The 21,618-nt window shown below is 40.0% G+C and carries 17 protein-coding genes; 13 read left to right on the forward strand and 4 right to left on the reverse strand.

Translation table 11 applies throughout. The annotated features are described in order from the left end of the window. Positions 1 to 139: 139 nt before the first annotated feature. The 6 genes from G6Q06_RS01370 (at position 140) to G6Q06_RS01395 (ending at position 6,283) form a co-directional block, all read left to right on the forward strand. Positions 140 to 1,513, forward strand: a complete 1,374-nt coding sequence (locus G6Q06_RS01370) for an outer membrane family protein (protein ID WP_240328935.1) — start codon at positions 140 to 142, stop codon at positions 1,511 to 1,513. 67 nt (positions 1,514 to 1,580) lie between these two features. Continuing rightward, positions 1,581 to 2,891, forward strand: a complete 1,311-nt coding sequence (locus tag G6Q06_RS01375) for an outer membrane family protein (RefSeq protein ID WP_430734571.1) — start codon at positions 1,581 to 1,583, stop codon at positions 2,889 to 2,891. A gap of 76 nt (positions 2,892 to 2,967) precedes the next feature. Continuing rightward, on the forward strand, positions 2,968 to 3,546 hold the full coding sequence (locus G6Q06_RS01380; protein ID WP_205426614.1) for a TerD family protein: 579 nt from the start codon (positions 2,968 to 2,970) through the stop codon (positions 3,544 to 3,546). A gap of 9 nt (positions 3,547 to 3,555) precedes the next feature. Further along, positions 3,556 to 4,158: a TerD family protein gene (locus G6Q06_RS01385; protein ID WP_006563914.1), complete on the forward strand. Its 603-nt coding sequence runs from the start codon at positions 3,556 to 3,558 to the stop codon at positions 4,156 to 4,158. Next, entirely contained in the window at positions 4,155 to 5,330 is a 1,176-nt protein-coding gene (locus G6Q06_RS01390; RefSeq protein WP_240329144.1) for an HD domain-containing protein, read from the forward strand. Before G6Q06_RS01385 ends, G6Q06_RS01390 begins: the two co-directional genes overlap by 4 nt. A gap of 44 nt (positions 5,331 to 5,374) precedes the next feature. Then, positions 5,375 to 6,283: a hypothetical protein gene (locus G6Q06_RS01395; RefSeq protein WP_163565464.1), complete on the forward strand. Its 909-nt coding sequence runs from the start codon at positions 5,375 to 5,377 to the stop codon at positions 6,281 to 6,283. On the opposite strand, the gene G6Q06_RS01400 is transcribed toward G6Q06_RS01395, so the two are convergent. The 3 genes from G6Q06_RS01400 to pseB are packed head-to-tail and all read right to left on the reverse strand — an operon-like array spanning position 6,280 to position 9,261. Beyond that, positions 6,280 to 7,032, reverse strand: a complete 753-nt coding sequence (locus G6Q06_RS01400) for a hypothetical protein (protein WP_163563950.1) — start codon at positions 7,030 to 7,032, stop codon at positions 6,280 to 6,282. The two genes, G6Q06_RS01395 and G6Q06_RS01400, sit on opposite strands and share 4 nt — an antisense overlap. Next, on the reverse strand, positions 7,026 to 8,255 hold the full coding sequence (gene coaBC, locus G6Q06_RS01405) for a bifunctional phosphopantothenoylcysteine decarboxylase/phosphopantothenate--cysteine ligase CoaBC (protein ID WP_205435734.1): 1,230 nt from the start codon (positions 8,253 to 8,255) through the stop codon (positions 7,026 to 7,028). The genes G6Q06_RS01400 and coaBC overlap by 7 nt, the downstream gene beginning before the upstream one ends. Continuing rightward, the gene (gene pseB, locus G6Q06_RS01410; RefSeq protein WP_163565465.1) at positions 8,245 to 9,261 is read right to left on the reverse strand and encodes a UDP-N-acetylglucosamine 4,6-dehydratase (inverting); all 1,017 of its coding nucleotides are present in this window, start codon (positions 9,259 to 9,261) and stop codon (positions 8,245 to 8,247) included. Before pseB ends, coaBC begins: the two co-directional genes overlap by 11 nt. Before the next feature lie 75 nt (positions 9,262 to 9,336). On the opposite strand from pseB, the gene G6Q06_RS01415 reads away from it, so the two are divergent. The 7 genes from G6Q06_RS01415 to dnaJ all read left to right on the forward strand — a co-directional run bounded on the left by G6Q06_RS01415 (position 9,337) and on the right by dnaJ (position 20,816). Continuing rightward, positions 9,337 to 10,197, forward strand: coding sequence for a bifunctional riboflavin kinase/FAD synthetase (locus G6Q06_RS01415; protein ID WP_163565466.1), 861 nt, complete (start codon positions 9,337 to 9,339; stop codon positions 10,195 to 10,197). Positions 10,198 to 10,245: 48 nt separating this feature from the next. After that, positions 10,246 to 12,195 carry a transketolase gene (gene tkt / locus G6Q06_RS01420; RefSeq protein WP_163565467.1) on the forward strand — a complete coding sequence of 650 codons (1,950 nt, stop codon included), beginning with the start codon at positions 10,246 to 10,248 and terminating at the stop codon, positions 12,193 to 12,195. Continuing rightward, a complete protein-coding gene (locus G6Q06_RS01425; RefSeq protein WP_163565468.1) occupies positions 12,189 to 14,501 on the forward strand; it encodes a PD-(D/E)XK nuclease family protein in 2,313 nt (770 codons plus the stop codon). Before tkt ends, G6Q06_RS01425 begins: the two co-directional genes overlap by 7 nt. Continuing rightward, positions 14,443 to 16,371: an FtsK/SpoIIIE family DNA translocase gene (locus G6Q06_RS01430; RefSeq protein ID WP_240329145.1), complete on the forward strand. Its 1,929-nt coding sequence runs from the start codon at positions 14,443 to 14,445 to the stop codon at positions 16,369 to 16,371. Before G6Q06_RS01425 ends, G6Q06_RS01430 begins: the two co-directional genes overlap by 59 nt. Positions 16,372 to 16,817: 446 nt before the next feature. After that, a complete protein-coding gene (gene gatA, locus G6Q06_RS01435; protein ID WP_205435736.1) occupies positions 16,818 to 18,185 on the forward strand; it encodes an Asp-tRNA(Asn)/Glu-tRNA(Gln) amidotransferase subunit GatA in 1,368 nt (455 codons plus the stop codon). After that, positions 18,176 to 19,621 carry an IMP dehydrogenase gene (guaB, locus tag G6Q06_RS01440; RefSeq protein ID WP_163565471.1) on the forward strand — a complete coding sequence of 482 codons (1,446 nt, stop codon included), beginning with the start codon at positions 18,176 to 18,178 and terminating at the stop codon, positions 19,619 to 19,621. Before gatA ends, guaB begins: the two co-directional genes overlap by 10 nt. A 61-nt stretch (positions 19,622 to 19,682) precedes the next feature. Then, entirely contained in the window at positions 19,683 to 20,816 is a 1,134-nt protein-coding gene (gene dnaJ, locus G6Q06_RS01445; protein WP_163565472.1) for a molecular chaperone DnaJ, read from the forward strand. A gap of 276 nt (positions 20,817 to 21,092) precedes the next feature. On the opposite strand, the gene G6Q06_RS01450 is transcribed toward dnaJ, so the two are convergent. Continuing rightward, the coding region (locus tag G6Q06_RS01450) for an adenine-specific methyltransferase EcoRI family protein (protein ID WP_240329146.1) at positions 21,093 to 21,618 on the reverse strand (526 nt) is incomplete at its 5' end.

Consider the following 21,618-nt stretch of genomic DNA (forward strand, 5'->3'; position numbering starts at 1 on the left):
TCTTAAGCACAACATTAAGGCACATTAAGCCCATACAAAAAAACGCATATATGATGTTTTTTTCTATTTTTGCTAGGATTTTTTTGCTAAAATTGCAAGGATCATAAGATTTCTCATCCTAACTTTTGCAAGGCTGGTTTTGAAGTTTAGAAATCTTTGGATACTCTTGCTTTCTTTTTCTTATTTATTGGCTTTTGATTATAAAATTAGTGGCCGTGCTGGCTCATTTTCACGCGTGGGGTTTAACAATTCAGGCATCAATTCAAATAAGGGAATTTATCCAACGGGGAGTTATGTTACCACCGTAGGAATGCTACAAATTGATGCTAATTTACTGCCTAAATCTGTAAGTGGGCATAAACTCAGCGCAGGCATTGGAGGAGAATTAGGTGCTCTGGCTTTTGATTCAACAAGAACCCTTATTAATCAAAGCGATCCGAGTGCAGGATACCAACCCGCTGGCTGGTATTATATCGGGCGTTGGCAGGGTTATTTATTACATGCCCCATGGGCTAAATCTAACTATGGCAATAGCTTATACGCCCATAACTACATTATTTATAATGCCTATATCAGTTATGCTTACAAAGATATAGCGGGCTGTACTCTGGGGCGTTATCATAGCCATGCACTTTTTTTAAGCGATCACAATCAAGGGTTTGAGTGTTTTGTAAAAAAGAAAAGTTGGCGTTTGGATTGGTTTAGTAGCTATGGACGGGGCCGTTCTACTTTGCAATATATCCGCGACTTTTACGCACCCGTTCAATACGAGTTTGCCAATGGAAAGCGCTTTAATTATGGCATGCACGCAGCCACTCTCTCTTGGAATAAGAAATCTTGGGATATTAAAACTTTTCTGTGGTTTTATCCTAAAAATTATAGCGCCCCGGGGGGACAAATTTCTTATGATACCAAGCAGAGTTTAAAAACTTGGCGCATAGAAAACCACCTTTATTTTTGGTTTCCTATCTATGCTAAAGAATTAGCCTCCACTTACTGGCGCAGTAGCCCGATTGAACACTTTACAGCTTCTCTTTTATTCCAACAAAATTTTTTAATCCATGCCTACCATTTTGGCTGGAGTGTTTATAAGAATTTTGGCAATTCAAATGCCATGTTTGCGCGCTTTGGCACGCCTATTAATTATGATACTAAAGATAATACCCCCTATGAAAGCCGTTTAGATAATCTTTATAATAGCAATGCGCTCACACTAGTAGCACGGGGGGGAGGTGCTTATAAAAAGCTTTCTTGGGAAATTTTAGGTAGGCTTACCTATTCGCCTAAAGCCAATGAACAAGTTTTGGGTTTAACCTGTTTTTATAATGTAACTAAAAATATCCGTGCAATGCTGCGGCTTGATTATTATGAAGTGTTCACACACCGCGGGTATAAGGTGGGTTATTCTGGAGCCCCTAACTTTAAATTTGCCCCCACCATTCAAGATCGCAGCTATCTTATGACCTCTATTAGTTATCAATTTGGAGGTTTTACAAAGTTTATCAAAAAGTGAGGAATCCATGCATCACTCTTTGCACTTCTATATTGCGCGCACAATTCTTGGAAGTTTACTTGGATTTATGGATTTATATGCTTTTGATTACCATATTTCAGGCAATGTAGGTTCATTCTCACGCATTGGTTTTAACAACGCCCCTATTAACTCAGATAAAGGGCTTTATCCTACGGGTAGTTATGTAACCACTATTGGGGCGCTACAAGTAGATGCTAATTTATTACCAAAATCTATTAGCGCACACAAACTAAGTATAGGGCTTGGTGGAGAAGTAGGGGGATTAGCCTATGATTCAACTAGGGCTTTGAGAGATCAGAGTGTGCCTAATTCAGGTTTGCAACCGGCTAACTGGTATTATATGGGGCGCTGGGAAGGGTATTTAATGAATGCTTCTTGGAAGTCTGTACGCTTAGAAGATGAATCGCATGCTAAAAACTATGTTTTATATAATGCCTATCTAAATTACACCTACAAAGATATTTTTGGAATCATACTAGGCCGCTATATCAGTTCTGAGGCTTTGTTTTTGCGTGGCTATAATCAAGGCTTTACGCTCTTTTTACATCTGGGCAATTTCAAACTTACATGGTTTAGCACCTATGGCAGGGGTTTAGCCAATGTCCAATTTATCCGGGATTTTTATGCCCCTGTGAGTTATGAGTTTAGTAGTGGCCGCCGTGTCAATTATGGTATGCATGCCATCTCTTTAGTTTATGCAACCAAGCACTACACGATCAAACCCTTCTTTTGGTTTTATCCTAAAAATTTTAACGCCCCCGGCTTACAAGTAAGTGCAACCTTTAATCCGGGTCAGTTCAAAATCCAAACCGATATTTATGCTTGGTTTCCCATTTATAGCGCTGCTCTAGCCAAAACCTATTATCGTGGCAATTTAATAGGCCGGGATACGGCTACTCTTTTAGTGCGCCAACGGCTTTACTACAAAGATTACTATTTTGGTTATGGGGTGTATAAGAATTTTGGCAACGCTAATGCCCAGTTAGGCTGGAATGGTTCGCCTGTTTCTTTTGATACTACAGATGATACGCCCTATGAAGATGCTTATACCAATCTTTATGATGCCAATGCCATTACTTTACATGCCCGTTTAGGTGGAGCATTTAAACATTTTTCTTGGTATCTACTAGGCAAGCTTACCTTTGCTCCGCGCGCACAATCACAAAGTCTAGGTCTGACATGCGAGTATAATTTAGGTAAACATATCCACTTGATGTTACGAATCAATGGCTACCAAGTAAGCATGCATAGAGGTTACAAAGTGGCCTATTTTGGAGCCCCCAACCCTAAATTTGCCCCCACTACCCAAAATCGTAGCTATGTCATGACTTCTATTAAATACGATTTAGCACTCTAAAAGACTGATTTAGCCTAAAATGCTCGTTTTTCTGTTAGAATGGGGGCTTATTTGATCAAAATATAAGGGAGATATGATGTCAGTTAGTTTAGTTAAAGGTGGAAGGCTTTCTTTGAGTAAAGAAAAACCCGGATTGTCTAAAATTGTTGTGGGGCTGGGCTGGGATGTGAATGCAAGCGATACAGGGCGCGAGTTTGATTTAGATGCTTCTGCGTTTTTAACAGATGCTTCCGGTAAAGTTAGTGATGATGCTAATTTTGTGTTTTATAACAATCTTACAAGTAAAGATGGATCTGTAGTACACACCGGAGATAATCGCACCGGAGCCGGTGAGGGCGATGATGAAAGCATTAAAGTTGATTTATCTAAAGTTTCTGCTGATATAAAAGAAATTAATATTGTCGTTACTATTCATGAAGCCAGTGAGCGCAAACAAAATTTTGGCATGGTTAGAAATGCCTTTGTACGCGTTGTAGATGAAAGCGATGGGAAAGAAATTTTGCGTTATGACTTAGAAGAGGATTTTTCTATTGAAACTGCCTTGATGTTTGGGCGACTCTATAGAGATAATAATGAGTGGAAATTTGCCGCTGTAGGCACAGGGTTTAAAGAAGGTCTAGCGGGCTTTTGTAAACAATTTGGCGTGAATATTTAAAGGAGTTTCATGGTTAGTCTAGTTAAAGGGCAAAAGATTTCTTTAAAGAAAGAAGATGGCAATGCGCTTAAATCCTTTTGTGTGGGGGCTAATTGGGGGGCGATTAGTAAAAAGGGTTTTTTTGGCAATACCAAGACTGAAGCGGTGGATTTAGATTTGAGTGTGGGGCTATTTGATCAAAATAAGCGCCTAGTAGATTGTGTGTATTTTGGTAAGAAAGCAAGTAGTGGGATTAAACATAGCGGCGATGATCGCACAGGCGATGTAGGAGGCGATGATGGGCTAGATAATGAAATTATTAGCCTTGCTTTAGATAGTTTAGATCCAGCCATTGAGCAATTAGTTTTTGTACTTAATTCTTATACCCATATTGATTTTGATAAAATCCCCTTTGCTAGTATTAGGCTTTATGAGGGCACGCCAGAGAAAGTACAAAATATCTTTGCTTCTTACAATGTGGCTAAAGATGTGGCTTTTGCAGGCAAGGAGGCCATGATTTTAGGCAAACTTTATAAACACAATGGGGAATGGAAGTTTAGCGCCATTGGCGAACCTACAGCTGATTCTAAATTAGAAACACTTCTAAAAGAGTCCGTGCCTAAATATTTATGACAGAAGGTTATAAACCCCACTTACAAAGCGCGTTGTTGCGCCGTTTGTTTGTGGCGGCTTCTATTAGGCGTTGGAACGATCAAGCCTGCCCGATTGAATTTAGCGAACTAGACAAACAAGCGCATAAGGCGATGGTGGTGGTTTTATTAGCCAATCACCATACAGGCATTGATTGGGATAAATTACTGCGCTATTTTTGTTTTGAGTTTTTAAGCCGCGTGGTGTTAACTGATATTAAACCACCCATTTATCACGAACTACTCAAAAAGCACCGGGAGGCTTTTGCTGATTATGTCTGGGGCGTGCTAAAAAATGAGGTAGAAGGGTATGCTTTTTTTAAACACTTGCATGGCTATTTTTGTAAGCCTCCCACAGATATAGAACACCAACTGTTAAAAGCCGCCCATGACTATGTTTCTGCTTGGGAATTTGATTTTATTGCAAATTTTTATCCCCATGGTTACGGGGTTAAAGATATTAAAAAAAATCTAAATGAGGCACTATCTGAGCATGCGCATTTGTTAAATGTACCCCATTTAGACTTACTAGCTTCTATGTTTGGGCAGTTGCGCTTCCAAAAGCGTTGGAGTCAAACCCCAAGAGTTCCACAAACCAGTGTTTTAGGCCATGCGTTATTTGTGGCTTTATGTGCTTTTTTGCTTAGTTTTGATTTAAAAGCTTGTGTGCAAATGCGCGTTAATCACTTTTTAGGCGGGCTTTTCCATGATTTACCCGAAGTCTTAACGCGTGATATTATCTCTCCAATTAAACATGGCGTACTAGGTTTAGATGTGTATTTAAAATCCCTAGAAGCGCGCGCTATGGAGGAAAATATTTTGCAGTATGTCAGTTCTGATTTTAAACAAGATTTGCTTTACTTCACTCAAGATGAATTTAAAGATCGCTATATCCACCCAGAAACTCAGAAAATTATTTTTGTTGATTCTATTTCATTGTGGCAAGAATATAACCAAAATCAATATAAAAGCATGTGTGGGAGTCTTTTAAAATTTTGCGATCGTTTGAGTGCCTTTTTAGAGGCTAAGATTTCTATTTCACATGGGATTAAAAGCGATGTATTAGTCAGTGGAGCGGCTAAAATTAAAGAAAAGTGCATGCATACCTCTATTCAAGGTATTTATTTAGGCGCGCTTTTGGAGGACTTTACCTGAAATTTTGGCTCATCTGCTTTATTGGTTTATTACAAGCTGCAGCCATGATTACTTTAGATACGCAAGCTAATGCCAAGCTAGCCACTTCAAATGCTAATGAAAGCACCATGATTGCCAAATTACAAGAGCATTTGCGCTTATTCCAGCAACTATTAGATCGGGCTAAAAGCCAAGCCAATACCTTAGAACAAATTAAAAACACTCTAGCACAGACCCAAGAATTCATGCAAGCCTCCATCGCTCCATTAGAACCCATGCAAACCTATTTAGCACAAGAACTTAAAACAGCTCAGATTCAAGAAAAAGACTTACAAAGGCGTATGCAAGATTATTTAAAATTCCAGACTATCCAATTAGCCCGCTTAGAAAAAGCCTGTCCTTGGCTAGATTTTAACACCGCTACACTCACCCAAGATCACCCACAAGCCAAACAAATTTTAGAAACTCTTCAACACCACAACCCCCCTTTAGCGCCTAAACCCTTAAGCATGTTACTTTGTGAGCGCGTGCAAGCTAGTGAGGCTAAAGAGAAGTATCAAGAAAATCTTAAAGATATGCAAGAGGCATTATTTAAAGGGGATTTTAAGCACTATAAACAAATCCAAGCCAAAATTTTTTATCCAGACTCTAAACAAATGCCTTTGATTCCTCTTGATAAACGCCTAGAACAATTACAAGAAAACTTTTCTAATACCCATTTAGAAGAACAGATCAAAGCCCTTAATTCTCATTTAGCCTCAGATTTAAAACAAGCAACAAATCCCAATGCTAGAGCTTTAGCCTATGCAAATTATAACCAACAAGCACAGGGGTTACAATTACGCTTACTTTTAGAATTAACCCGCCATTTAGCCTTTCTTAATGAAACTATGGCCATGCAAGCTAGTCTTTTAAATAAACACCTCCCCCTAAAATCTAGTACGCCGCTTAATGCTTATGGCTTTCCTAATTAACCCCTAGTATCTAATAAACTTTGCTCAAAATTAAAAAGCGGTTGGGGAGGCTTTGTTACAAAAATCTGGATTTGCTCAAAACCCTTTAGCTGATCTTGGTTATTCTTAAGATGTTGTGCCACACTTTCATAAGAAACTCCCAAAGACAAACCCACCCCCCCCTCTTGTTTATAAACCACTCCCTCTAAAGGCCCTAAATGGGGGTATAGAGCGTAAAACTCTAACCGTTCTTGTTCTTTTTTAGCCTTGAATTGTACAAAAGCCTCTTGGTGGCCATCTTGAATAATAAAGCTAGCCACTTGGTGGTGTAAAGAGAGCAAAAGATTACCCAACATTAAAAAATCTTGGCGGGTGTGGGCGTGGGCAAAATGATGGATTAAGGTTTCTTTATAATCTTGAAAATGCTCTTGGCTTAACAGTTTAGGCAAATCTTTTAATTCAAATTTAAGCGGCGCGTCTTTGAGTTGTTCGCTAATGGGGGGCTGGGCTATAAGATTAGAAAGCATAGTCGCCCCCACTGAACTTTTATGCATCAAAGCCCAATAAGTTTTTCCTAACGCTAATTCTCTTTGGCTTTTAGTTTCTAAAATTTGATTACCAAGTTGTAATAAATATTTCTGATCCCCCTTTTTCTCTAAGACTTTTAATAAAAGCGGTAAAGTGGCGTTAAAATTATGGGTATTTTGCGTGTCTTTTAAAAACTCTTGGAGCAGTGAAAGATTTTGTAAGGCGCTAATCGGGTTTAACATGAATTGTAGGTATCTCGCACAAAGTCTAAAATCTCAAAACTTAGATCAAATTTAGTAGAGCATTTAGTGGTTTGGCTTGTAACTTGGTTTAATAAAACCATTTGATTATTAGTTGCGCTTAATGCCTGAGTAGAATTAAGACACACAACTTTACAGCCCTTACCCCCTAAATCTACTGGTTCTAAAAGCTTTTGTGCGCTTGCTAAGGATTCTATGGATTCTTCAGCCTTAAAACCAATTTTATAAAACCCCTCTAAACTTCTTAAAATATCCGGATTTTGCACACATTCTAAATTCCAAGTTGATCCTAAATCTTGCTTTTTTAGTTTACCGGTATAAACATGGGCGCTTTTATAATCACTAATGGCAGCTAGCATGAATAAAAAAGGAGGGTTATAAAAATTTTGTTCAGATTTAAGAGCCTTTAGATAATCTTGTGCGCTTTTGACTGAAATACAAGTAATGCCCTCTGGTAATAAAGCAAAAGCACTAGAGATAAAAACCACTTGTGCGCCTTTAAGCCACAGGGCTAAAGCTAGAGAACTTGCCTGTAAACCACTAGAAATATTAGAGATACAGCGCACAGAATCAATAGCCTCTACACTCCCCCCGCCGGTAACCACCACTCTTTGATCTTGCCAAAAAGAATCAAGGCATAAAGCTTTAACACTAGCCCCCACTATTTCTATAATTTCTGCTAATGCCCCCTTACCGGTTGTATTACAGGCTAACAGATCGCTTTTTGGTTCTACTATGATGCAACCCCAAGATTTTAACCGCTCTAGGTTTTGCTGTGTAGCTGGTGCTTGTAACATCTGTGTATTCATGGCTGGGGCGATGATTTTAGGGGCATGGCTAGCTAGAAAAGTCGCTGTGAGTACATTACCTGCTAGTCCATGGGCAAGTTTAGCAAGGGTATTTGCACTAGCTGGTGCTAAGAGTACTAAATCTGCTTTAGCATAAGTGATATGATTAATAGCCTGCTCTTGCATGTTCCAGCGTTCATTTTGATCGGTCAGTACGCTAAAGTGGCTTAAAGCCTCAAAACTAAGCGGGGTTACAAATTTACAAGCCCCCGCACTCATCACCACCCGCACACTAGCCCCCATTTTTACAAAAATGCGCACTAAATCTAAAGCCTTATAAACAGCAATCGACCCACTCACTAAAAGCAAGATATTTTTACCCTGTAAAAGTGTACTATTCATTAAACTAGAGAGCATGTACCATCTCCAAAAGCTCTTTTTCTGTGAGATACCAAGGATTATCTTTACTATTGTAGCTAAATCCTTCGGGTGTGGGTAAACCTTGTTCGCCTAAAAGCGTTTCTGTGTAATTTATGGGTGTTTGAAAAGTAATGGTGGGTTCTAGGATATAAAAATCCTCAAATTCTAACGCTCGATCATCTGCGCTAATCATCACTTCATGTAATTTCTCCCCCGGTCTAATCCCAACAATTTGCATAGGAATTTGTGGCGCTAAAGCTTTGGCTAAATCTACAATATTCATACTCGGGATTTTAGGTACAAAAATTTCACCCCCATGCATGCGTTCTAAACTTTTGAGTACAAAGGCCACGCCTTTTTTTAAAGTGATCCAAAAGCGCGTCATGCGCGTATCCGTAATGGGAATTTGTGTTGCGCCTAATCTAACTAACTCTCTAAAAAAAGGGACAACACTACCCCGACTCCCCACCACATTTCCATAACGCACCACACTAAATTTAGTCCGCGCACTGCCTTTCATATTATTAGCACTTGTAAAAAGTTTATCGCTACATAGTTTGGTTGCGCCATAAAGATTAATCGGATTACTTGCCTTATCTGTGCTTAAAGCAATGACTTGTTCTACCTGTGCAGATAAACAGCCCTCAATCACCGCACTAGCCCCTAAAATATTAGTTTTAATGCATTCTAGCGGGTTGTACTCAGCGGTAGGGACTTGCTTAAGCGCAGCCGCATGGATACACACATCTACGCCCTGTAAGGCACTTTTAAGCCGGTCCTTATCGCGCACATCCCCGATAAAAAAGCGCATTCTAGAATCATCATAGGTTTTAGCCATTTCATATTGTTTGAGTTCATCACGGCTATAAATAATCACCTTTTTAGGTTTGTACTGTTCTAATAAAACTTGGGTACATTGTTTACCAAAGCTCCCCGTGCCTCCCGTGATTAAAATAATCTTGTCTTTTAAAAATTCACCAGCAGGCTTTTTTTCTGCTATCATTTTATCCCTTGTGTTTTTAACCAAACTGATTATATTTTAAATTATATTTGAAAAAACGACAAACCGGTGAAATCCATGCAAAAGTTTTTATCTCTCTTAAACGATCCAACTACTTTAAGCCTAAGCATTGGCAAATTTGACGGCGTGCATGTCGCACACCAGCATTTATTACAAGCACTTGGCCCTCAAAGCGCGGTGTTAGTGGTGGATAAAACAAATCTCAAAGAAGCCCTTACCCCTCTTAACTACCGCCAGCATTTATTAAAAAAATGGGTAGATCAAGTGTATTTTTTAGCCCTAGAAGAGGCTTTTTTATTAGAACCTTTAGAGTTTGTCAATCTGATTAAATCTAAATTTTCACGCCTACAAAAAATCGTGGTGGGTTATGATTTTAGATTTGGGCATAAGCGCATGGGTGATATAGACACATTAAAAACTTTACTCAACCCTAAAATTGCCCTAGAGGTGATCCCTGAGATCAAAATTAAGGGTATTTCTTTACACGCTTACCACATCAAAGAATGCATTAAAAAAGGGGATATGTCTCTAGCTTGCCAATTTTTAGGGCATCCTTTTATGCTAGAGGGGCCTATTATCTCTGGGCAGGGTCTTGGCCACCAAAAACTCTACCCAACCCTTAATATGCCAATCAATCCTGAAATGTTATTGCCTAGTTTTGGGGTGTATGCAACCCATGTTGAATTTCTTGAAAGTTATTTGCCTAGCGTGAGCTTTTTAGGGAATCGATTGAGTACTGATGGAAAAATAGCGCTTGAAACCCATGTTTTAAACATCTCCCTTTCTACCCCGCCCCCCTCCATGCGTGTTTTTTTTGTGCAAAAAATCCGCGATAATGCCCTATTTGATAATTTAAATAGCCTTAAGCACCAGATTAGTTTAGACTTACAAGAGGCAAAACACATCTTAAAGGCATAGACAAGAGCAATTTGTTAAAATAACCCCATTCTCCACTAAAGGTTTGCCATGCACTTTTCTAAACTCCCTCTTAGTCAAGAGGATTTACCCACTTTACAAAAAATGGCCACTACACTGCGCTTTTTATGTGCAGACATGGTAGAAAAGGCAAATAGCGGGCATCCGGGTGTAGCATTGGGTTTAGCCGATGTGGCGGTGGTACTAGGCTTACATCTTAATTTAAACCCTAAAAATGCACAATGGCTTAATCGTGATCGCTTAATCTTTAGTGGCGGGCATGCGAGTTCTTTAGCCTATGCGCTTTTGCACCTTTGGGGCTTTGAAATTAGTTTAGAAGATTTAAAAGCCTTTAGACAACTTGATTCTAAAACTCCGGGGCATTTAGAGTTTGGACACACTCAAGGAATTGAAATCACAACAGGCCCACTAGGGCAGGGTTTTGCTAATGCGGTGGGTTTTGCTCTTGCTAGTGCTCTTGCTAAGGATTTTTTAGGGGAAGTTATTTCTCATAAAGTTTATTGTCTATGTGGTGATGGGGATTTACAAGAGGGCATTAGCTATGAAAGCGCCTCTTTTGCCGGGCATTTAGGGCTTAATAATTTGATTGTAATTTATGATAGCAATTCTATCACCATTGAAGGAGAGGCCAATCTAGCCTTTAGTGAGGATATTGCTATGCGCTTTAAATCACAAGGCTGGGAGGTACTTAGCTGTAATGGGCATGATTTTTTAGAGATTGATAGAACAATTTTACTTGCTAAAACCTGCACTAAACCCGTGCTTATCATTGCTAAAACCACAATTGGTAAGGGAGCTTTAGGGGTGGAGGGGAGTGCTAAGGTTCATGGCGCGCCTCTAGGTTTAAAAACACTTGAGAGTTCTAAAAAAGCCTGTGGGTGGCCTCTTGAGTCTTTTTATATCCCTAAAGAAATAGCTTTGCACTTTAACATGCAAAAAGGCGAGGCTATGCAAAATCTTTGGGAGCAACAAATCACACCGGCTATTCAAGATAAAATCACCCATTTACAAGCCAAAGATTTTAGCCAAGTGATCTACCCTAGTTTTAAAACAGGAGAAAGCCTTGCTACGCGTACAAGTAATGGGCAAATTTTAAACGCCATTAGCCAAGCTTATCAAGGATTTTTAGGAGGGAGTGCGGATTTAGCCCCCTCTACTAACACCACACTCCATAAAGAAAAAGATTACACACCCTCCCATGTTGGGCGTAATTTGCATTTTGGCATTAGAGAGCATGCTATGGCAGCTATAAGCAATGGAATAGCTAACTATGGCTTATTTGTACCCTTTTGTGCGACCTTTTTTGTCTTTAGCGATTACTTGCTCCCTAGTTTGCGCTTAAGCGCTTTAATGCAAACACCTATTTTTTATATTTTTACCCATGATAGTATCGGAGTAGGCGAAGATGGCCCTACCCACCAGCCCATTGAACACTTAAGCCATTTAAGGGCTTTGCCTAATTTTTATGTGTTTAGACCTATGGATGCCCATGAAAATGTGGCATGTTGGCAAGTGGCTTTGAGGCTTAAATCTAGCTGTGCCTTTGTACTCTCACGCCAAAGTTTAGAGATCATGCCCCCTGTATCCTCTGATAGTGTACAAAGAGGGGGGTATGTTTTATATAAAAGCCCAAATAAGGCTCAAATCACTCTAGTAAGTAGCGGGAGTGAGGTACAAATTAGTTTAAAAGCCGCCTATTTATTAGAAGAACAAGATATTGCTGTGCAGGTGGTAAGTGTCCCCTGTTTTGATTTGCTTTTAAAACAAGATCAAAAATATCTAGACTCGCTTTTTGTCGGGCGCGTACTTGCTATTGAGGCGAGTAGAGGTTTAGAGTGGTTTAGATTTGCAGATGCTTTACTTAATATGGAGAGTTTTGGGAAATCTGCCCCCGGCTCACTTCTCTTTGAACATTTTGGTTTTACACCGCAAAATATCGCTCAAAAGGCTAAAGATTTATTACAGGAAGTTACATGTTAGAGGAAAAACCGGTTTTATATGTCTTTAGTAGTAGACGCGCTTGTAATGCTTTTTATGCCAAACAACAAGATGGGTTTTTGCCTGTAGTTTGGAGTGTAAAGGAGTTTTACAACCAGATTAGCTTTATAGAGGGGCTCTTAAAAGTCCCTAGAAGTGTACGCCAAGTGCTTTTAGCCCATGCCATTAAAGAAGTCGCCCAAAATCTACCTAAGTCTACAGAACACCTTTTAGTGTTTGAAAAGAGTTTTTTAGGCTATTTAGATAGCAGTACATTTGTGGCGCATTTTTTTAACGAGTTGGCTATTTTTGATCTAGATATAGAGCAGATTGAAAGCCAAGATATTTATGGCGATTATGCTAACCATTTGGAGGTGTTAAAGCGTATTTTAGTACATTACAAAGAACAGCTAGAAAAGCATCGTTTTTACGATCCGATTTTGCGTATAGAACCCACCCTTATTTCTGCTGTGCTTGAAAAATTTACACGCATTGAATTTTACTTGGGGGGTTCTTTAAATAACCAAGAACAGCGCTTACTTTTCAAAGTGGCCTCTTTAGTACCTGTATTTTTGCATGTTAATTGCGATTCTTATAACAAAGATTTTTTAGGCTTTTTAAAATTAGACTTGGAAGTCAATCACTACTATAAGCTAAACTTATCAGCTCTTTTACAAAATAAACCAGCCATTATACAAAAACAAGAGCAAAACTTACAGGTAGATCATATCCGGGTTTATAGCTTTAAAACCCGGTTAGAGCAAGTGGGTTTAGCCCTTTTAAGAGTGCAGGAATGGTTAGAAGATGGATTAGACCCTAGTACTTTAGCTATCATCACCCCGGATTCTTCTATCACTGCCCACCTAAAGCTTTTAGATATAAAAAATAACCTCAACCTTGCCCGCGGCCAAGATGTTAAATGGGTTTATTTTGCCTATTTTCAAGCCCTTAAAAACCTACAAACCAACCCACCCCCTTTAAATGCCTCCCCCTTAGAAGAGCTTGATAGAGTATGTAAGCAAGCAATGGAGCAAATCTATACCACCCCCCCCAAACATCTCCAAGATTTTCATGAAGATTTTTATAACAATCTCATGAGCATTAAATCTTTATTAAAAGACTATCCTTTAGCCGATCTCTTAGAACTCTATTTACGAGAATTAAAAGAACAACGCATTGATGATGTCTCTGGAGGTAAGGTTAGGGTTTTAGATGTGCTAGAATGCCGCGGGTTATCTTTTGAGCGGGTGGTGTTGTTAGATTTTACTGATCATTTAGTACCCTGTATTGCCGATCATGATTTGTTTTTAAACAGTACAACCCGTGCACGCCTTAATATCCCCACCCTCAAAGATCATGAAAACCTACAAAAACATTACTATTATCAAATTTTGCAAAACACCAAACAAGTAGATATTGCCTATTATGTTGATGATAAGATAACTCATTCAAAAATGCTTTTAGAATTAGATTTAAACACACAAATAAGCCCGGCAAACTTTGCCCTCTTTCCTCCTGAAAATAAACACGATTATCTAGATGAAGAGTACACCGGTAAGGTATTAGAGGGCTTTAGTTTTAGCGCTACTAAGTTTAATGATTATGTAACCTGCCCCCGCCGTTTTTATCTTAAATATATCAAAAATTTAACCCCCCCCTCTAAAGATCAATTTAACATGGGCTCTTTTTTACACGAACTTTTAAAAAAACATTACACAGATAACCCCAACACCCCTATTAAAGCTTCTGATCTATTACAACTAGCCCAAAATGAACAACTAAGCGCTTTGGATCGCTTAGAGTTTGAAGTGGCGGTGGATAAAATGGGTGCGTTTTTTGAAAAGGAAAAAGAAATTTTACAAACTAGAGAGGTGTTAGCCTGTGAAAAGAAATTTGAAACCTCCATTGCCGGATTTACATTTAATGGGAAAATTGATCGTATTGATCGCCTAGAAGATGGCAGTTATGCGATTTTGGATTATAAATATAAGAGTAATCTTAAGATAGACACTTTAGAAAACATGGAGGAAAGCCAAGATTACCAGTTAAGTATCTACCATTTAGCTTTGGCCTCTTCTTTGCAAGATGCCCGTATTAGAGTTATTAGAGTGTATTTTTACGATCTGAAACAAGGTGAATTGTTGGAGGAAGATTTGCAAGTTGTGGGTTTTAAACAAGAGCAACTGCAAAACCAACTAAAAAAATTCACTTCTATCATGCCCTTTGAAAAAAGACCCAATAAAGATAGTTGTGAGCGCTGTCCTTACATGGATATGTGTGGTGTGGTTTATGAAGGGGAAAAATATTAGGCTAGGTTTTTATAGTAGCTTACTAGTTTTATTACTAGCTACCTGTTTTGGATCAAGTGGCTTACTTGGCTCTATTGGAGAATTAATAGCCGCTTTACACTTCCATTATTTAGGATATATTGCCTATATAGATGTGTTTTATTTACTCTATGTCTCTTTTTTAATCCGCCAAAAAAGCCTGAGAGCATTACAATCTCTTTTAGCTAGCTTATTAGGGTTTTTAGCCTTGCTTATTATCCAATCCTTACTGCTACACAGAGGAGAGGTTGGCATGGCTTTATTAGAGGCGATGTTAGATTATATTGGGACTTTAGGGGCATGGGTTGTGGCTTTAGTAATTCTGATATATGCCTATTCTAATCTCTTTCCTCAAAGTTTTACTAGCACTCTAAAATATTTACAGGCAATTTATCGCTCTATCCCAGCTAAACTTAAAACAGCCATTACATCAATTAACAGTGCTCTTAACATGGTGTTTAAAATTAAACCCACCCCTAAAGCCTCCCCATTGCATAAAGATTTCTTTGAGCGCGAAAGCCTCCCTTTTAAAGTTAAGGTTAGCCACTATACAGAAACCCCCAAAGAGGATACACCACAAGTACGCTTAATTGATCTTCAAAATACCCCCCCTGATCAAACCCTCTCTAACCCTCCTTCCTTAGATATTTCTGCACACCTAGATTTACTCCAACAACGCCACTCCCTAGAAAACCCCTCTATACAAAAGTTAGCCAATTCTAAACCCTCTTTACTACCCCCCACTGATTTACTCAATCCCATTTCAATGATGCCACAACCACAAATGCAAATTCAAGAAAAGAGTCAAAATCTTTTAGCCAAACTGCGCATGTTTAAAATTGAAGGCCAAATAGTTAATACCCATATAGGTCCTCTAGTAACCACCTTTGAATTCCGCCCCGCTGGCCATGTTAAAGTGAGCCGGGTTTTAAGCCTAGCTGATGATTTGGCTATGGCCTTATGCGCCCAATCTATTCGCATACAAGCCCCTATCAAGGGCAAAGATACAATGGGCATTGAAATAGCTAATGCTAAGAGCGCGCCTATTAGTCTAAGAGAGATTTTAGAAAGCCCGGCCTTTGAGCAAGCTCCAGCCTTAAGTTTAGCTTTGGGTAAGAACACTTTAGGAGAACCCTATGTTTTAGATTTAAAAACCCTCCCTCATCTGCTCATTGCAGGGAGTACGGGTAGTGGTAAAAGTGTGGGCATGCATGCTATGATTATCTCTTTACTTTATAAAAATACACCCAGAGAGTTGCAATTTTTAATCATTGATCCAAAACGGGTGGAATTTAGCATGTATGCTAATATCCCCCATCTAAAAGCTCCAATCATTACAGACCCACAACAAGCTATCAGTGTTCTTAATGAAATGGTGCAGGAAATGGAAGCGCGTTACATGCTTTTAAGTGAACAGCGCGTTAAAAACATTGATGCCTATAATAAAAAGGTAAATCCAGAACAACAACTCCCCTTTATCGTATTTATCATTGATGAATTAGCAGATTTAATGTTAGTAGGAGGAAAGGAAGTAGAAACCCCTATTATTCGCATCGCCCAAATGGGAAGAGCAAGCGGTTTACATCTTATCATTGCCACACAGCGCCCTAGTGTAGATATTTTAACCGGCCTTATTAAAACCAATTTACCCTGTAAAATCAGCTTTAAAGTGGGTTCTAAGATCGATTCGCGTGTTATTTTAGATACAGAAGGCGCGCAAAACCTTTTAGGTAAGGGCGATATGCTCTTAATCCAGCCGGGCAGCAGCGCACCTATACGCCTCCATGGCCCTTATGTAGCTGAGGAGGAGATAGAAAGAATTATTGATTTTATTGAAGGTCAAAATAACTAATCTATATAAGTAAGCTCAAAATATTTTTAGCATTTGGGCACTTACAAAAATTTTTCTTTCAAATTGGAGTTTTCTTTTATATCTAATATAATTAGAGCGCCCAAGCCCGCATGTTCACACTTCCCCCACTCAAACCCGGAGGATCAATAGATTATCAAACTAAACTTACAGACTTTTAGTGCTAGTAATCAGTGTTTTAAACGCCAATCCACGCGTACTTTTATATTAAATTAAGTTTAACTGGGTAATGTTGCATTCCCCCTCCTTTTGACCCTTGAGGGTTTGCCTCGGGGGTCTTTGTGTTTTTATGGTTTGCTTTTTTGCATTACAAACTCTCTTTAAAAAACAATATAACCCCGAGTAAGTGTTTTTCTAGCTCTTAAAACCGGCTAACTTTTAATCGCGATTTGCTAAGATTAGAAAATTTTTACAATCTAAGGAGAAACATGCTAAGTCTCAAACAAGCCATGTCTTTAGGTGGCTCAGATTTAGAGCAACTCAAAAAGGAAATCAGCCAGAAAGTTCAAGAGAATTTAGAACTCAACGCCTATATCTGCCCGCCAGAGGCAAGCACAGGAGGCGTACCCATTCTCATTAAAGATAATATTAATGTAGAGGGCTGGGAGATCACCTGTGCTAGCCAAATTCTACAGGGCTATAAAGCCCCCTATAGCGCTACTGCTATTATAAACTTGCAGCAAAATGGAATGTGTGCCTTTGGGCGGGGTAATATGGATGAGTTTGCTATGGGTAGTACTAGCGAATCAAGTTTTTATGGGCCTGTGAAAAACCCTAAAGATTTAGCCCGCGTGGCTGGGGGGAGTTCTGGGGGCTGTGCGAGTGCTGTAGCAGGGGGATTAGCCATTGCTGCACTGGGGAGTGATACAGGTGGATCGATTCGCCAACCAGCTAGTTATTGTGGCTGTGTAGGGCTTAAGCCTACTTATGGGCGGGTGAGTCGCTATGGTTTGATTGCTTATAGTTCGAGTTTAGATCAAATAGGGCCCTTAACCCAAAATGTAGAGGACTGCGCGCTTTTATTAGACGCCATTAGTGGATACGACCCACACGATTCAACAAGTGCCAAATTAGAGAACCCTTTAACCTTTAAAAATCTCAATAAAGAGCGGCGTTTAAAAATTGGGGTATTGAATAATTATTTAGAAGAGGCTAGCGAGGCGGTGCGCATCGCCTATTTTGATACGGCTCATCTCTTAGAGCAAATGGGGCATACAATCTTGCATCAAGAAATAACAGATAGCAAACACGCCATAGCCGCCTATTATGTTTTAAGCACGGCAGAGGCTAGTTCTAATTTAGCGCGCTTTGATGGGGTGCGCTATGGCAGGCGTGCACAAGCCCATAACCTGAAAGAACTCTATATTAAAAGCCGCACTGAGGGCTTTGGGGCGGAGGTGAAACGGCGCATTATACTAGGTAATTTTGTGCTTAGTAGCGGGTATTTTGATGCCTACTATCTAAAAGCAAAGCAAGCCCGCGCCTTTATCAAGGCTGAGTACAACAAGCTTTTTAAAGAAGTAGATGTTATTTTAGCCCCCGTAGCTCCAGATATTGCGCCTAAATTTAACGCCCATGCTAGCCCCCTGCAGATGTATTTAAGCGATGTATACACCGTGGGGGTGAATTTAGCCGGTTTACCCGCTCTTTCTTTACCCGTAGCACAGAGTAAGGAGGGCTTGCCCATTGGCATGCAACTTATCGGGCGCGCTTTTGCAGAACAAGATATTTTAGATGTGGCCTTTGGTTTGGAGGAGGAGGTAGATTTTGTGTTTAAAGGAGAAGTATGCAAATAATTCAAAAAGCCTTGACTTTTGAAGATGTCCTTCTTGTACCATGTTTTTCTGCTGTACTGCCCCAAGAAGTGAGTGTACACTCGCGTTTAAGCGCGCACATTGATTTAAATATCCCCTTTGTTAGTGCGGCAATGGATACGGTAACAGAATACCAAAGCGCCATTGCTATGGCCAGATTAGGCGGTATTGGTGTGATTCATAAAAATATGGATACCAATTCGCAGGTGGCACAAGTTCTTAAAGTTAAAAAGAGTGAAAGCGGGGTGATTCACGATCCGATTTATATTTATGCAGACGCGAGTTTAGCAGAGGCTAAAGAGATTACAGATAATTATAAAATCTCAGGTGTACCTGTGGTGGATAAGGAAAATAGGTTAATTGGTATCTTGACAAACCGCGATCTGCGCTTTGAAACAGATTGGGCTAAAAAAGTAGAGGAAGTGATGACTAAAGCCCCGCTTATCACGGCTAAAGCAGGCGTGAGTTTGGAGCAGGCTCAAGCTATCATGCACAAACATAAAATAGAAAAACTCCCCCTTGTAGATGAAAATAACATTTTAAAAGGGCTCATCACCATTAAAGACATCCAAAAGCGTATTGAATACCCGGAGGCCAATAAAGATCATTTAGGGCGTTTGCGGGTGGGTGCGGCCATTGGGGTTAAACAAATTGAGCGGGCGCGCGCTTTGGTTAAGGCTGGGGTAGATGTGTTGGTGCTAGATAGTGCGCATGGGCATTCTTTAAATGTGATTAAAACCCTAGAGGCAGTTAAAAAAGAATTAGCCGTAGATGTGGTGGTGGGTAATGTCGTAACCGCGCAGGCAAGTAAAGATTTAATCAATGCAGGAGCCGATGCGATTAAAGTAGGCATTGGTCCGGGGAGTATTTGTACAACCCGCATTGTAGCCGGTGTAGGCATGCCTCAGATGAGTGCCATTGATGCGTGCTATCAAGAGGCAGTCAAGCATAATATCCCCATTATTGCCGATGGCGGGATTAAATATTCAGGAGATGTGGCTAAGGCTTTGGCTGTGGGGGCGTCATGTGTGATGGTAGGGAGTTTATTAGCCGGCACAGAAGAATCCCCCGGGGACATGCTCATTTATCAAGGACGGCAATATAAAAGTTATAGAGGCATGGGCAGTATTGGGGCGATGAGTAGGGGCAGTTCGGATCGCTATTTTCAAGAGGGGCTAGCCTCTGAAAAACTTGTACCAGAGGGCATTGAGGGGCGCGTACCTTACAGGGGTAGAGTGGCTGATATTCTTTACCAGTTAGTGGGGGGTTTGCGATCGTCTATGGGTTATTTAGGCGCTAAGGATATTCCCACTCTCACTAAAAACGCCCAGTTTGTACAAATCACACAAGCCGGTCTTAAAGAATCCCATGTACACGATGTAGACATCACTAAAGAAGCCCCCAATTACCATGGATGAACCGAAATAAAATTTTTAGGGTAAAATACCCCTTTTTAAACCAAAAGATGAGGTTATTTGGATGGATTATTACGAACTTTTGGGTGTGGAAAGAGGCGCGAGTAAGGAGGCCATTAAAAAAGCCTTCAAGCAATTAGCCCGTAAATACCACCCCGATTACAACCCGGATAATAAAGAGGCAGAGGAGAAATTCAAACGCATCAGTGAGGCTTATAGCGTACTTAGCGATGATGAAAAGCGCCAAATTTATGATCGCTATGGCAAAGAAGGCTTAGAAGGTAGAGGTATGGGGGGATTTAATGATCTCTCAGATATTTTTTCTAACCTGTTTGGGGAGGATTCGATTTTTGGTAACGCCTTTGGGTTTGGCAATGCCACAAGACAAAAACAATCCAAAATCCCTAAAGATCTGCGCATGCCCTTAAAACTGAGTTTTAAAGAGGCGGTTTTTGGCTGTAAAAAAACCATTAAATTAGACTATAAAACCCTATGTTCTACTTGTCAAGGGAGTGGAGCTAAGGCAGGCAAATTAGAGACCTGTAGCAGTTGTAAAGGCAGAGGGCAGACTTTTATCCAGCAAGGTTTTATGACCCTTTCTAGTACCTGCCCTAGATGCCATGGAAGTGGGGAAATTGTGGCAGAAAAATGCAGCGCATGTAAGGGGGAGGGCTTTAGCTTAGCCCAAGAGAGTTTTGAGATCCAAGTGCCAGAGGGAATCGATCAACAAATGCGTATCCGTGTGTCTTCTAAAGGCAATGAATACAAAAAGGGCATGCGCGGGGATTTGTATGTGGAGGCGGTGGTTGGAGAAGATGAGCATTTTGTACGCGACGGGTGTCAAATTTATATAGAGGTACCGGTCTTTTTTACCTCTATTCCACTGGGCAGTAAAATTATGGTGCCCTCTCTTAAAAAGGAATTAGAGCTACAAATCCCACCTAATACAGGCGATCGCGCGCAGTTTGTGTTTAGAGGCGAGGGGGTAAAAGATGTGAATACGGGGCGTTATGGTGATTTGATCGCGGTGGTAAAAATTATCTATCCTAAAAAGCTAGAGGAGAAACAAAAAGAGCTCTTACTCAAACTCCATGAAAGCTTTGGCTATGAAAGCGAGCCATATAAAAATGTCTTTGAGGTGTGCTATGGCAAGGTCAAACGCTGGTGGCAAGATCTCACCAAGAGCAAGGAGGCGTAGGGCTGTGATTGTGCAAGGCAGATATGTTATAAAACTCTGCAATGCCCTACTTATGATTATAGAGCGCGGAAATGTTTGGGTATTTTGTAGAAAACTTTTGAATGCCTAGAAACGCTCCCTTTTAAAGAAAACGCCCACTTAAAACTACCGCTCCTTACCCTTATATTCCAGCGCCTTAGCCTCGTTTATTTTTTAGGATTTGTTAGGTTTTGTTTTGTTATTTGCGCCCACAAGGCCAACCACTAGAATAAAAAACCCCTTAGCAAGAATGTAGACTTATTCCTTACAGAGTAAAACCCTTTTAAATTTTCTCTTGCCCTCAACGTAGGGGGTATATTCCTTTGCAACGGCGACTTTAAACCCACACTCCAACACGCCATTTAAGATTTGTCGTGCCGACACTGCAAAAGGCAAATCGTAGTCATTGGGGATATAATTATTATCCACGAGTAAAGTACCGCTATCATCAAATCTTTTATACACATCAGGGATCTCCTCAAGGGGGACAAACTTTAGCCTAGCAATATTGGATCTATTTTTAATGGCAAAGTTGGTAAAAAAATGCCCTGCAGCGCGCACTAACTGGCGTTTGGGGTTTAAATACCAATACACGCTATTAAAACCCGGTCTTACCTTATTTTGTGCAAAATAGGGGATGCAAGCGGTGCTGATGGGGAGTGTAACATTGGATAAAATGATAAATTTCTTTTTACTTTTAATAAGAATCTGCCAATATTCTATGGCACGCGAAAAGGGTGGGTTGGTACAGACAATGTCGGCCTCCTCATTTAAGATTCTTAGC

It is taken from the genome of Helicobacter suis (assembly GCF_902196135.1).
Taxonomy (GTDB): domain Bacteria; phylum Campylobacterota; class Campylobacteria; order Campylobacterales; family Helicobacteraceae; genus Helicobacter; species Helicobacter suis_A.